The sequence below is a fragment of the Brevibacillus sp. WF146 genome (assembly GCF_001673705.2).
In the GTDB taxonomy this organism is placed as follows: Bacteria; Bacillota; Bacilli; order Brevibacillales; family Brevibacillaceae; genus Brevibacillus; species Brevibacillus thermoruber.
On record NZ_CP109943.1, the window covers coordinates 327,289 to 341,140 of the forward strand.

At 49.1% G+C, this 13,852-nt stretch carries 12 protein-coding genes and 1 pseudogene; 7 read left to right on the plus strand and 6 right to left on the minus strand.

Going from position 1 to position 13,852, the window contains the following annotated elements; translation table 11 throughout:
• Nucleotide 1: 1 nt before the first annotated feature.
• Together A6764_RS01805 and A6764_RS01810 are read left to right on the plus strand one after the other, a co-directional pair.
• The gene (locus A6764_RS01805) at nucleotides 2–712 is read left to right on the plus strand and encodes a B3/B4 domain-containing protein (RefSeq protein ID WP_065067529.1); all 711 of its coding nucleotides are present in this window, start codon (nucleotides 2–4) and stop codon (nucleotides 710–712) included.
• A 209-nt stretch (nucleotides 713–921) separates the two neighbouring features.
• Nucleotides 922–1,101 (plus strand): annotated as a pseudogene (locus A6764_RS01810) (malate:quinone oxidoreductase); the annotation flags it as partial.
• Nucleotides 1,102–1,210: 109 nt separating this feature from the next.
• Here the strand turns inward: A6764_RS01810 and A6764_RS01815 are convergent.
• A complete protein-coding gene (locus A6764_RS01815) occupies nucleotides 1,211–2,209 on the minus strand; it encodes a helix-turn-helix transcriptional regulator (RefSeq protein ID WP_065067528.1) in 999 nt (332 codons plus the stop codon).
• Nucleotides 2,210–2,333: 124 nt separating this feature from the next.
• Here A6764_RS01815 and A6764_RS01820 point away from each other — a divergent pair, with 124 nt between their 5' ends.
• The 5 genes from A6764_RS01820 to A6764_RS01840 all read left to right on the plus strand — a co-directional run bounded on the left by A6764_RS01820 (nucleotide 2,334) and on the right by A6764_RS01840 (nucleotide 9,084).
• On the plus strand, nucleotides 2,334–3,245 hold the full coding sequence (locus A6764_RS01820) for an SDR family oxidoreductase (protein ID WP_065067527.1): 912 nt from the start codon (nucleotides 2,334–2,336) through the stop codon (nucleotides 3,243–3,245).
• Between the two features lie 373 nt (nucleotides 3,246–3,618).
• Entirely contained in the window at nucleotides 3,619–5,121 is a 1,503-nt protein-coding gene (locus A6764_RS01825) for a malate:quinone oxidoreductase (RefSeq protein WP_065067526.1), read from the plus strand.
• Between the two features lie 349 nt (nucleotides 5,122–5,470).
• The gene (locus A6764_RS01830) at nucleotides 5,471–7,543 is read left to right on the plus strand and encodes a BglG family transcription antiterminator (protein ID WP_065067525.1); all 2,073 of its coding nucleotides are present in this window, start codon (nucleotides 5,471–5,473) and stop codon (nucleotides 7,541–7,543) included.
• On the plus strand, nucleotides 7,540–7,815 hold the full coding sequence (locus A6764_RS01835) for a PTS sugar transporter subunit IIB (protein ID WP_029100524.1): 276 nt from the start codon (nucleotides 7,540–7,542) through the stop codon (nucleotides 7,813–7,815). The genes A6764_RS01830 and A6764_RS01835 overlap by 4 nt, the downstream gene beginning before the upstream one ends.
• Nucleotides 7,816–7,821: 6 nt before the next feature.
• Entirely contained in the window at nucleotides 7,822–9,084 is a 1,263-nt protein-coding gene (locus tag A6764_RS01840) for a PTS ascorbate transporter subunit IIC (RefSeq protein ID WP_029100523.1), read from the plus strand.
• A 101-nt stretch (nucleotides 9,085–9,185) separates the two neighbouring features.
• Here the strand turns inward: A6764_RS01840 and A6764_RS01845 are convergent, their stop codons facing one another.
• The 5 genes from A6764_RS01845 to A6764_RS01865 all read right to left on the minus strand — a co-directional run bounded on the left by A6764_RS01845 (nucleotide 9,186) and on the right by A6764_RS01865 (nucleotide 13,705).
• Complete coding sequence (locus tag A6764_RS01845; RefSeq protein WP_035296421.1) at nucleotides 9,186–9,998, minus strand: MetQ/NlpA family ABC transporter substrate-binding protein; 813 nt, start codon at nucleotides 9,996–9,998, stop codon at nucleotides 9,186–9,188.
• A gap of 64 nt (nucleotides 9,999–10,062) precedes the next feature.
• Entirely contained in the window at nucleotides 10,063–10,824 is a 762-nt protein-coding gene (locus A6764_RS01850; RefSeq protein ID WP_029100521.1) for a class II aldolase/adducin family protein, read from the minus strand.
• Between the two features lie 42 nt (nucleotides 10,825–10,866).
• Complete coding sequence (locus A6764_RS01855; RefSeq protein ID WP_065067524.1) at nucleotides 10,867–12,141, minus strand: nickel pincer cofactor-dependent isomerase, group 22; 1,275 nt, start codon at nucleotides 12,139–12,141, stop codon at nucleotides 10,867–10,869.
• Nucleotides 12,142–12,231: 90 nt separating this feature from the next.
• Entirely contained in the window at nucleotides 12,232–13,407 is a 1,176-nt protein-coding gene (locus tag A6764_RS01860; RefSeq protein ID WP_035296413.1) for a UxaA family hydrolase, read from the minus strand.
• The gene (locus A6764_RS01865; protein ID WP_029100518.1) at nucleotides 13,394–13,705 is read right to left on the minus strand and encodes a UxaA family hydrolase; all 312 of its coding nucleotides are present in this window, start codon (nucleotides 13,703–13,705) and stop codon (nucleotides 13,394–13,396) included. The genes A6764_RS01860 and A6764_RS01865 overlap by 14 nt, the downstream gene beginning before the upstream one ends.
• Between the last annotated feature and the right edge of the window lie 147 nt (nucleotides 13,706–13,852).

Below are 13,852 nucleotides of genomic sequence, written 5' to 3' on the forward strand. Positions count from 1 at the left end.
TATGCCTAGATTTATCATTGAAGATGATTTTTGGTCGTTATTCCCTCATGCAAAAATAGGCACCGTTATTTGCCAGGGGATTGATAATTCAATAAGGGACGTTGAAATCTACGAGAAGCTGCTGCAGGAAGCAGAGAAAGAAGCACATAAATTTCTCAGTCTGGAGGAATTCAGTAGTAATCCAGTCATATTCGTTTGGCGAGAAGCTTTTCAAAAATTTAAGACAAAGAAAGGGGCAAGGTGTTCCATTGAGGCTTTATTAAAAAGAGTGAAAAATGGCAATCATATCGGAACAATAAACCCGCTTGTTGACATCTATAATTCAATTTCATTACGTTATGGGCTTCCGTGTGGTGGAGAAGATATCGACACTTTTGTAGGAGATATTCGGCTAACCCGGGCAAATGGTAACGAACCGTTTATCCCATTGGGAAGTGATGAAAATGCTTCACCATATGAAGGTGAAATTGTTTATAAAGATGATGCCGGTGCAATATGCAGATGCTGGAATTGGCGTGAAGCTAAGAGGACAATGTTAACAGAAAATACAAAAAATGCATTCCTCTGTATCGAATTAATAGATGAAACAAGAAATGATGAGTTTCATATGGCACTTAAAGAATTGTCTGATTTAGTGTCACAGAATCTTGGTGGTATTGTGAAGATTGAAGTGTTAGATATTAATAATAGGGAAATTACAATCTTTGGTTAAGGTCAAATTGCGTTTAAAAATGATGCCCTGTGAGTCGATATGGACAAAAATACGGTTTTGTCCATAATAAATGCTTATCAGGACTCTACAAGACCCTCGCTGCGGCGGGGTTTTTTTTAACAGATTTTTAAAACTCGGAGAACCGTATCACAAGTGATGGTACACACAATTAAACCTGATTTCGTAAGCCCATCAGATTCAGACGAAACGCGGGCCAGCGTGTGCAAGTGATAAAAGATACGGAGTCCGGCTGTAAAGGAACCCTTTAATTTGGTGCGGAAGTGATTTGTGCCGCTGACGGTTCGATCACTGCATTGCTCGGCGCTTCTTCAGGTGCTTCTACTGCCGTTCATGTGATGCTTGAGGTATTGGAAAAATGCTTCCCGCAAATCGCAGTGAAAACAAACCTTTTTTCAAGATTCGCAGGTAGAGAGGCTGCGGCAATCCGTATCACAAGTGAGCCACCTTGCTCACGATTCCCTTCTTTTTTGTCTTCCGTTATCCGGAGGAGTCGTTTGCAGAACGTGAATAGAGCGTAATGACAGCCTTGGCTTGTTGAACGATGGTTTCAATGAGATGTTCCGGATGTAATAACTTGATGCTATCTCCAAAGCCAAGGATGTACGAAACGGCTTCTTGTTCATTAGGAAAGCATAATGTCACAGGAGTCCATTCATGTTCAGTTGTGTTCTGATCCGTTGTCTTTTCCGTATGCACCTGTTGAACAAACTTGTCTGTAAACGTCATGCGGCTTATGATCGATGAATGCGCCAGAACCTGCACCTCATAAGCAGGAAGCGTCCGCACGAATTCCGCTTTGCTCTGTTTCCAGTAAGCTGCCAGTGAAAAATTTTTTGGCCTTACGAATGTATACGGTTCCATATTTGCTTGCCGTATACGTGAAATCCTGAAACTGCGGTAGTCACCCTCGTCACACATTGCCACAAGATACCATGTCCCCCCCTTCGCCACCAGCCCCAGAGGTGAAACGAGCCTTTGTGTACGCGTACCATTCGCTTTTTCATACACTATGTTCAGTTTTCGATCTTCCCATAAAGCTTGCTGCACCGTTTGAAAAGCTTCCAGCTTCTTTTTGGCAGGTTTCCAGGTGTCTGTATCGATATGGATTTTTTCCAGGTAGGATCGAGCTTCGTTCCTGGTGTGTCCCGGCATCGATGCCAGTAATTTTTGACGTAAATCAATTCCTTCTGTCTCAATCCCCAGGTCTGCCAAAATCTTTTCGGAAGGAAGGATGAACAGCGATTTCATATCAGACAGTGTCATTCCGCTTAACTGGTTGTGAAAATGATCCATGAATCTCCATCCACCTGTTTTTCCCCTCTCAGCCACAACCGGAATACCTGAAGTACTTAACGCATCCATGTCCCGCAAGATGGTTCGGGGGGAAACTTCCAATGCATCGGCCAGTTCCCTGGTTGTCATTTTGACATGGTTTTGAAGCAAAAGCATGATTTTGACGAGTCTGTCCGCTCTCATGACCCTCACCTTTTTTCGAGGAAGTAAAAAATGAAGCAGGGTTCCTTTCATATATGACAATAGATGACGTCATTACAGTTTACAATGAACAATCAAGAAAGAAAAGAAAGGAGCCATTTATGAGATGAAACCTTTACGTGGAAAAGTCGCTTTGGTTGCAGGTGGGACGAGAGGAGCCGGACGTGGCATCGCTGTCGAACTGGGAGCAGCCGGAGCAACGGTATATGTGACGGGGCGCACGACACGCACGCAGCGTTCGGAGTACAACCGTCCTGAAACGATTGAAGAAACGGCAGATCTTGTCAACCAAGCTGGTGGAGAAGGGATTGCTGTGCCAACCGATCATTTGGACCCCAGCCAGGTTCAAGCACTGGTGGCACGCATTGAACAGGAGCAGAACCGCCTGGATATTCTCGTTAATAATATATGGGGCGCAGAATATTTAGCAGAATGGAACGTACCAGTGTGGGAGCATTCCTTGGAAAGGGGACTGCGCATGTTGCGTTTGGCCATTGATACACATATCATCACCAGCCACTTTGCCTTGCCTTTACTGATTAAGAACAAGAACGGACTCCTTGTCGAAATGACGGACGGCACTGCCGAATACAATGCAAAAAACTATCGGTTGTCGCTGTTTTATGACTTGGCCAAGACTTCTGTCATTCGGATGGCTTGGGCACTCGCTCATGAGCTTCGCCCCTATCAATGTACAGCCGTTAGTTTGACTCCCGGCTGGATGCGTTCGGAGATCATGCTGGATCACTATGGGGTCAGTGAAGACAATTGGCGTGATGCAGTTGGAAAGGAACCGCACTTCGTCATCTCAGAAACGCCGCGTTTCGTAGGACGTGCTGTTGTCGCTTTAGCCAGAGATCCTTACGTTTCCCGTTGGAACGGCTGCTCTCTTTCCAGCGGACAACTCGCACAAGAATATGGCTTTACTGATCTTGATGGGTCACAGCCGGATTGCTGGCGCTATCTCGTCGAAGTCCAGAATGCGGGTAAACCCGCTGATGCTGGTGGATATCGTTAACCGCTGTGGGCCCATCGCATGTTGACGATTGTTTACCGTTTCTTAATACGCAAACAAACAGATCGGGAACCGGGAGCTCATTGACACTACGCTCATGATAACTAAGAGTTGTGTCAGGAATCCCGTAAGGTTAGTAGAGTAGTTTTACCCCTTGCTTTAATTTTGCGTGTTCTCAGGCCCTCGCAGACGGACTCCCCATCATTACCAGCACCTAAATGGATTATCCCCATCAGTTTATAGTAGATATTTGTAACCATAGGTATCATAATAGAGTATGATGGTTTAATTGAGACAGAAGGTGTGTTCCGAGGCGGGGGCCTTCCTTTTGTATGTCTAAGCAGGAGCGCCTACTCTTTTAAAAGGAAGGGGTATCATGAGCAATATCCAGAAGAAAACAGACGTTATCTTGATTGGTGCCGGAATCATGAGCGCGACTTTGGGAACATTGCTGAAAGAGTTAGCACCGGAATGGGAAATCAAAGTGTTTGAGAAACTCCCAGTCGCAGGTGAAGAGAGCTCTAACGAATGGAATAATGCAGGTACGGGCCATGCTGCTCTATGCGAGCTTAACTATACACCCGAAAAATCTGACGGGTCTGTCGATATTAGCAAAGCGATAAGAATCAATGAACAATTTCAGCTTTCCAAACAGTTTTGGTCTTATCTGGTGAACCGAAATCTGATTCGGAATCCGAAAGACTTTATCATGCCCATTCCTCATATGAGTTTCGTACAAGGGGAAAAGAATGTGGCGTTTTTGAAAAAACGTTTTGAAGCGCTGTCGAACATCCCGCTGTTTAAAGGGATGGAGTTTTCCGATGACCCTGTCACATTGAAGGAATGGTTTCCGCTGATCATGGAAGGCCGTACCGTGAATGAACCGATCGCGGCCACAAAAATCGATTCGGGAACGGATGTCAACTTTGGTGCGTTGACACGCATGTTGTTTGACCACTTGAAGAATCAAAACGTCGAGATCCGCTACAAGCATCAGGTTAAGGATATTACACGTGCGAGCGACGGCTCGTGGAAAGTAAAAGTGCATGATCTCGACAGCGGTAACATCGAAACCCATACGGCAAAATTCGTGTTTATCGGCGCTGGGGGCGGAAGTCTGCCGCTGCTGCAAAAAACGGGGATTCCGGAGTCGAAACGGATTGGCGGATTCCCGGTAAGCGGACTGTTCATGGTATGTAAAAATCCGGAAGTGATCGCCAAGCACCATGCAAAAGTATACGGTAAAGCCAAGGTTGGCGCTCCACCCATGTCTGTTCCGCATCTGGATACCAGGTATATTGATAATCAAAAAACATTGCTGTTTGGACCGTTTGCCGGCTTCTCACCAAAATTCTTGAAAACGGGTTCCTATTTTGACTTGATCCGTTCCGTAAAACCGGATAACGTCTTGACGATGCTGGCGGCAGGCGTAAAAGAGATGAAATTGACCAAGTATCTGATCCAGCAAGTTCTGTTGTCGAATGAACAGCGCATGGAAGAACTGCGCGAGTTTATTCCGACCGCCAAAAGTGAAGATTGGGATATCGTGGTAGCGGGCCAACGTGTGCAGGTAATCAAAGATACAAAGGAAGGCGGCAAAGGAACCCTTCAATTCGGTACGGAAGTGGTTACTGCCGCTGACGGCTCGGTAGCCGCGCTGCTTGGCGCTTCTCCAGGTGCTTCTACGGTCGTTCATGTGATGCTGGAGGTATTGGAGAAGTGCTTCCCGCAGCAGATGACAGAGTGGAAACGGAAAATTAAAGAAATGATTCCGTCTTATGGTGTGTCGCTCGTGAAAAACCCGGATCTTTTGCAAGAAATTCAGACGTCAACCGCGCAGACGCTGGGTCTGACCGAAAAAGAACTTGTCTATAGCTAAAAGTTAACTGATTGAAAAAACGTAAGACATTGCATATATTGGAAATGTAACACCGAACTTTTAATCTGCCTGCGGATTAAAGGTTCTTTTTTTTGGAGAGGCTGCGGCGAGCCGTACATCCGGCAAGCCAGGAATCAGTCGATCAGAGAGAGTTCCCGGTTCATGTCCATATCGTCCGCAGCGACAGGCGGGCTTTTTTGTTTTTGAGTACAATTTTTGCACAATCTCATGGGGTAAATTCGGTCTAACTGTGCAGGCAGATTTGATGTAAAGTAAAGCCATAGAGACGATGCCAGTCAATCTCCTGTGCAGCAATTTGTGCATGATTTTGTGCTAAAAGGTGGCCGCCATGTTAGACAAAAGAACAATGCAAATGTTGCAGCTTCTTGTGCAGTCTCATCATTACCTGTCCGTCAAAGAACTGATGGAGCATTTCTCGATTTCACGAAGAACGTTGTACTACGATATCCATAAAATCAATGATTGGCTGAAAGAAGCAGGTCTGCCGCAAGTCCAGTACATCTATGCGAAAGGCTATTATCTGGACGAAAGCAGCAGACAGGCAGCGGCCCGGATCATCGGGGAAAAGAAGCCGAATGGCTATGCCCTGCGTTCAGGAGAAAGGCAAGTTTATTTGCTGCTGTATGTACTTCTGGCGAACAAACGCATTACCACTCACGAGTGCATGGAGAAAACAGGCGTCAGCCGCAATACGATTCTAAACGATCTCAAGAAGGTCAAAGAGGAAGTGGAAAAGCACGGCTTGAGCCTCTCGTACTCCTATGCGAACGGGTATGAAATTACCGGCGATGAATTGACGATCCGCAATGTGTTGAGTCATTATGTCCATTCCCTGCTGCATGATGGTCAGGAGCTGCTTTTGCAAGATCTCCATGAGGATGATACAGACGTCCCGATTCCCGACATCATCCTGCAATGGTTGAACGATTGCGAAAAGCATTTGCAGGTTCAATTTGCCGAGGATACGACGAAGTCATTAAGCTATCTCTTTACGTATTATGTAAAGCGGATAATGGGCGGGAATGCGATTGCGTTTCCGCAAAGACAGATCAAGCGCATTGTGGAGACCAGGCATTATCAAGTCATCCAAACACTGGAACGTGTCTTGCCGCTACAGCTCCCGCAGGATGAAAAATGTTATCTGGCCACATTGTTGTTAAGTGCAAAAGTGAATGAATTCGGGCAATCAGCGGAAACGAATGAAATTCCCGCTTTAAAACAGGCGATTGCGGATATGGTTGATCTGTTTGAAATGCGAGCCTGTGTTGTATTTGATCAGCGCGTTCAGTTGGAACGAAATTTGTATATTCATCTGCAGCCAGCCTATTATCGGTTCCTTTACGACATGGACGTGACCAACCCGTTGAAAGAGGTGATTCAACGCCAATACCGTGATATCTATGAACTCACGAAAAAAAGCATTTCCCCCTTGGAGCAGTTGGTCGGCAAATCGATTAGCGATGACGAGATTGCCTATATAACGGTTCATTTTGGGGGATGGATGCGCCGGCAAGGAATCACCGCAACCACCCTGAGGCGGGTATTGCTGGTATGCGCAAACGGGGTTGGCACGTCGCGCATACTGGTTCAGCAACTGGATGGTTTATTCTCCAACATCGATCTGCTTGGGCCGATCACCCTTAGGCAATATGAGCACTTTCAAGAAGATGTGGATCTGGTTGTTTCTACAACAAAAATCGCGAACCCGCGTCATCGGATCATTTTGGTGAACCCGATTTTAACAGATCGAGACAAGGTTCAGTTACTTAATGAAATGGAAGCGGTTTCCCATAGTGCGCCCTCCCATATAACGGCGCAAACGATCGTAGATATCGTGAAAAAATATGCGGTCGTGGAAAAGGAAGATCAGTTGGCAGAGGAAATCAGGCAGGTGCTGCACCAGCAGAAACAGATAAAGAGGGAGAGAAAACCCATGCTTGACGAGTTGTTGCAAGAAGAATGTATTCAGCTAAAGGACTCTGTGAGCGATTGGAAGGAAGCGATTCGTTTGGCAGCCGAGCCGCTCCTGAAAAGTCAGTCCATCACAGAGGCGTATGTGCAAGCGATGATTGCCAATGTAGAAGAAAATGGTCCCTATATCGTGATCGCGCCCAAGGTGGCGCTGCCGCATGCGAGACCGGAGCAAGGGGTAAATCGAATCGGAATGAGTTTGCTTCGGTTGAAACAGCCGGTTTCATTTTCGGAAACGCAGGTGCGTGAAGCACAGCTCATCATCGTACTGGCCGCTGTCGATAATGAAACCCATCTACAAGCATTGGCCCAACTGTCGATGATGCTGTCGGAAGAAGACAATATCGACAGGATCATTGGCGCTCATGACAAGGAAACCATTCTTCACTATATCTCAATGTATTCCAATAACAGGGGGAATGAAGCATGAAAAAGATTTTGGTTGTATGCGGAAATGGATTGGGCAGCAGCTTTATCGTGGAGATGAACGTAAAGAAAATCCTGGGGGAAATGGGTATTCAGGCCGATGTATCCCATACCGATCTGGCCACCAGCAAAACCGAGCAGGCTGATGTGTATCTGGGCTCAAAAGATATTGTCGGTCAATTGGAAGATGGCAAACGCTACGTGATTGGCTTGCAAAACATTTTAAACCAGACAGAGATCAAGGAAGCATTACAACAATATTTCACGAAGGAATGATGACCAATGCTCAACGTAATCATGAAAGACATCCTGGGCACACCGTCAATATTGGTAGGATTGTTTGCCCTGGTCGGTTTGCTGCTGCAAAGAAAAGGCGTGGCAGACGTCGTATCGGGAACCTTGAAAACCATCATGGGCTTTTTGATCCTGGGAGCAGGTGCAGGGATCTTGGTCGGCGCATTGGGATCTTTCGGGAGCATGTTCGACAAAGCATTTCAAATCCAAGGGGTCATTCCAAACAATGAAGCCATTGTAGCGCTCGCGCAGCAAACATTTGGCGCGGAAACGGCGTTGATCATGCTGTTTGGGATGATCGTCAACATCTTGCTGGCCAGATTTACTCCCTTTAAATACATTTTCTTAACCGGTCATCATACCATGTTTATGGCGTGCCTGATTGCCGTCATTTTATCCACTGGCGGTGTCAAAGGCTTCCCGATGGTTGTCATTGGATCGCTGATTCTTGGAGCCTTGATGGTCCTGTCTCCTGCCATGCTGCAGCCTTTTATGAGGAAAGTCACGGGCACCAATGACATTGCGATGGGGCACTTTGGCTCCATCGGTTACCTGGTAGCAGGCTATATCGGAAAAGTCGTGGGGAACCCGGAAAAATCGACAGAAGATATCAAAGTGCCAAAATCGCTCGGTTTTTTACGGGATACGTCGGTTTCCGTCTCGTTAACCATGACGATCTTGTTTGTCATCGTGGCCCTCGTGGCGGGACCGGGCTTTGTAGAAGAGAAATTGAGCGCAGGTCAACATTATCTGGTGTATGCAGTATTGCAAGCGATTACGTTTGCAGCAGGTGTGTACATTGTCCTGGCAGGGGTACGGATTTTGCTCGCGGAAATTGTGCCTGCATTTAAAGGGATCGCGGATAAAGTGGTGCCAAATGCCATCCCGGCACTGGATTGCCCGACGGTCTTTCCGTTCGCATCCAATGCGGTTGTCATCGGATTTTTCGCAAGCTTTGCAGCGGGGCTTGTCTCCATGTTCCTTCTGCCCCTTTTCGGATTGAAAGTCATTGTCCCAGGTCTTGTCCCGCACTTCTTTACAGGGGCTGCAGCCGGCGTGTTTGGAAATGCGACAGGCGGACGCCGCGGCGCCATTGCCGGGGCATTCGTCAACGGCCTCTTAATCAGCTTTTTGCCGGCGATGCTGCTGCCGGTGCTGGGCTCTCTCGGGTTTGAAGGAACCACGTTTGGTGATGCGGACTTCGGGATTGTCGGGATTCTTCTGGGGAAAGTAGTGGCCCTGTTTAACTAATAGGATTACGTGCACCCCTTCCAACCGTATGGAAGCAACGTATGGTTGGAAGGGGTCTCATTGCGCCTGTTTCCGGGTACAGCTCTGTCACACCCTGCGTGTTACCAGGAAGTGATAATCACGCCGTCATAGGTTTCCTCGATGAACTTCTTCACTTCGTCGGAACGGTACAATTCCACCAGCTTGTGATAGAGCGGATTGTCCTTGTCCTTCTCATTCGTCGCAATATAGTTGACGTATCGGGACGAATTCTCCATGAAGATGGCATCCCGTTTCGGTTTGTACCCTTCCTTCAAGGCGAAATTGGAGTTAACGGTCGACGCGTCAAGGCTGTTCAGTGTACGCGCCAGCAGCGCCGCATCCAGCAGCTTGAACTTGAAGTTTTTGGGATTTTCCGCGATATCCGCCGGCGTCGCCTTGTCCACATCCACACCCGGTTTTAATTTGATCAGACCGGCCTGCTCGTACACATGAAGGGCGCGCGACATGTTTACCGGGTCGTTTTGCAGACCGAGCGTGGCTCCTTCGGGAAGATCTTCGAGCTTTTTGTATTTTTTCGAGTAAATGCCCATCAGGAAGGTGACCGTTTTTCCAATCGGGACAATCTTCGTGTTATGATCCTTGTTGTACTGGTCCATAAACGGAATCGTCTGATAGCTGTTGACGTCGAGCTGTCCCGACGTAAGCGCCCGGTTTGGCGTGATATAGTCATTAAAGACAACCGTCTCCACATGGATTCCCTGTTTGGCGGCCAACTCTTTTACTTTGTTGATGATTTCTTCATGCGGCCCTGCGGTTACGCCCACCTTGATGGTCGTCTCTTGTCCCTGCGATGCTTCCTGCTTTCCGCCGCAGCCCACAAGCGAGGCCAGCAGAACGGCAGCCAGGATAATGCCCGACACCTTTTTCTTCATCTCTCCCTCTCCTCTCCGATCCGATCGCCTTTCTGTTTCCTCTCTTTATCGATCAACGAACAGGTTATTCCAGCAAATCCGGTTGTTCTTTCACGATGCTGTTCCAGTACGGTTGAAAGCTGAACCAGCCGATATCTTCACTGCCGATTTGATTTCGCGTAAGCTGTGCGATGTGGCTGGGAATGAGAACGGGTTTGCCTGCCGCCTCGGCCAACAATTGAACCTTGCACGAACGATCCATCGTGATAAACCACCACGCGGCGGAATCCACCGTTTTCCCGACGGTCAGCAGGCCGTGATTTTGCAGGATAATCGCTTTCTTGTTGCCCAGGGCTTCCGCAATTTTTTCTCCATCGCTTTTTTCCAGCACTTCTCCGGTATAGCTGTTAAAGATGGCGTGATCGTTGTAAAAATAGCAGGAATCTTGCGTAATCGGATCGAGCAGCCGCCCTAGTGTCGACCACGCTTCGCCGTAAATCGTGTGGGCGTGAGCAGCGGCAACGACATCCGGTCTGGCGGCATGAACGGCCGAATGGATGGCAAACGCCGCCTGGTTCAGAACGCCTTTCCCTTCGATGATCTCCCCTTTGTGATTCACGAGGAGCAAATCCGACACTTTTATCGAGTTGAAGTGCAGTCCCATGGGGTTTACCCAGAAATGATCCGGATATTCCGGGTCACGGGCGGTAATGTGCCCGGATACGCCATAGTCATAGCCCATCTGGGCAAATACGCGAAACGCTCCCGCAAGCCGCTCTTTCCGATAGCGGCGTTCTTCTTCCACCGATGTAAAAACAGGGGCTCCCGGTCGTTTAAAATGGTCCATGTTCGATCCACTCTCCTTCATGATTTCTATGGAAATGAATGATTACCAGGTGAGATTCCCGTTTTCATCAAAGGTAAACGGGCGCCGTTCGTTGGTGATCGTGAAACGGGGATCATGCTTCAACGATTCGGCTATGTTTGCCGAGACCCAAAATTCTGAGAGATGAAGCGTGTCCTGAATCCGCACCACACGCGCCTGGTCCGGTGGGGTTAACGTCGCTGCCTTTAACCCTACCGCCAGCAGTTCCTTGTCATTCTCGAGAATCATGGGGATTTTGCAGCTGTCAAACACCCCGGCTGTAATGACGTTGGCGTAGGTCACCTGCAAATCGATTTTTTCAAAGCATCGCCTGGTCGTTACATCCGCCATGCCAATGCCTGATGCGTTGCCATGCGTCTCCTTGGTCAAATCAAGAACCGCAATCCGTTTGATCTGCGGGACGTCCTCAAACGCCACACCCGCCGGTGAGCGACCGGTGACATTGGGATCCATCCCTTCTCCGCTGATGTCTTTTCCGATCTGATCCACGATCAACAGGTCGATCGGGTCAATATTGATCTTTGCCAGCAGTTGTTTGGCGCGCATGAGAAGTTTGGGTTCTTCGGTGGCAATCCGTTCCTTGGGGACAATGTGAACACTTTCCACTTCATCGTAGCTGTTTTCAATGATGGATACCGCGAAGCCCACAGGGGCATGGTCTGCGATAAACTGCCCGATTTTCGGAATGAGCGTGGCAAACGCCGGAAAGCCCGCCTTATGGATCGTGGCCGCCCCTTTATGCTTACCCAGACCAATCGCCAGCATTTTATAAATGCCGCTTTCGACACGTCCCTTAAAATCGGTATGCGGCTTCACCCGACAAATGGGGATGATCAGATCGCTCTCATAGGCCGGCCTGCTTATATAAACAGGAACGTCATCGACACCCCCCAATTCCAGCGTTTCCATGGAGGCTTCAATGGGAATGCCCATGGTCTCCTCCGTAATCCCGTAATGACGGAGGACACCTTTTTGCCCCTCCGGTGTCGCGCCGCCGTGACTGCCCATGGAGGGAACGATAAACGGTTTCGCTCCCAATTCACGCAGAATGTCGACGACCGTGCGCACGATGAAATCCAGGTGGCGGATCCCTCTGCTGCCAACCGCCAGAGCGATGTTCATATCCGGTCTGATCATGCGTTTGATGGCCGGATCGCAGATGCGATCCCGGAGAATTTGTCTGATCTCTGTCTGATCGATCCGGGTCGAATCAAAATGCTGATGCACTTTCACCATAATCGGACTGTCAAAATCCAATCCGCCTTCCAAAATGGGCATGGTCATCAACTTCCCTACCGTATTTGTTGGTGCTGTTCAGAAAATGTGCGAGTAAACTACGAAACATGTCTCTGCAGCGATAACCGGCATTTAGAAGGTTGAACCGATACGCCAAATGCCAAAGTCGTCCTGCCCGAGAATTTCCGCCTTGGTCATCTTGCCTGAGGCGACCTGATAGATCTCTTGCATAATGCGCTCGCCGACCTGTTCGATTGACTCCAGGCCTTCGATAATGGTTCCCGCGTTGAGGTCCACGTTATCCCGCATGGTTTCATACAGGCGGGTATTGGTCGAAATTTTAATAACCGGCGCAATCGGCGACCCTGTCGGTGTTCCGCGCCCGCTCGTAAAGAGGACAATCTGTGCTCCGCCGGCGACCATGCCTGTGAGCTGCTCAATGTCCTGACCGGGCGTATCCATCCACACGAGACCTTTGCGGGTCGGAGTCTCCGCGTAATTGACCAGCTCCTGCAGCGGTCGGCTTCCAGCCTTGCTCGCAGCGCCGAGCGACTTTTCTTCCAAGGTGCTGAGACCGCCTTTGATATTGCCGGGGCTCGGATTTCCCTTGCGAATATCCACTCCCATTTTGATCGCCCGGTTTTCCATTGCGTTTATCACTTCATATACGCGTTTGGCTACCTGATCATTCACTGCCCGTTCGGCGAGCAGGTGCTCCGCCCCGATCAACTCTGTCGTTTCGGCGATGATGGCCGTTCCGCCCAAATCGACGATCCGATCGCTGACATAGCCAACGGCGGGATTGGCGGAAAGCCCCGAGCAGGCATCCGAGCCGCCGCACTCTGTCCCCACGATCAATTCGCTCATCGGACAGGGTTCCCGAAGCTGCGCCGATGCATCCTGCACCATCTGCGCAGCGATCTTCGCACCTTGTGCGATTGCCATCAAGGTGCCGCCGTGATCCTGAATGGACACCACTTCAACAGGTTTGCCGGTCTTCGCAATCTCCTCGGCGACGCTGCGTGCCTGATGCGTCTCGCATCCGAGTCCCAACACGACGACGCCATACACATTGGGGTTTGCCCCCATGCCCACATAGGTCCGAAAGGTTTGCTCGTAGTCGGCACCCAACTGTGCACAGCCATGCTGATGGATGAACGTAACCGTTCCCCTGACGAGATCGGTAATGCGCTTTGCGGCCTGCGTCGCACACGTAATGGTCGGAAGAATCAATACGTGATTGCGTATGCCAACCCGTCCGTCTGAACGGCGATACCCCCAAAAGTGATCCGGATTACTTGATGCCACGTAAATCCCCCCTGGCTCTTTTGCCTTCGATATTGTGGACATGTACATGTTCGCCTGGCGAAATATCGCGTGTGGCAATGCCAATCACTTCTCCGTATTTGCGAACGTCGCTGTCCTTGGCGATGGGAACGACCGCAAACTTATGGCCAAAATCAATGGGGTCGTTCAGCGTAACGGAAAACGTCTGCCCCTGACAGGTGACGCTCACGACGGAGCCTGCCGGAATGGGCTCAAGGGCAACCGCGACGTGGTCGTGCGGGTTCAACATGACGGTTTTGTAGGGCTGCGTTTGGCTCATGATCGTTCCCCCTTTCTGGCTGTACTTGCATGCCCGTCTTTCGCTCTTGGGAGGGTCCACACACCATCTTGCTTGTTGAGATGGGGAAGATTCCAAGCGCTCAGTTTTCATGTATTTTCACAATTTTAAAAACTACTAATCGAATTT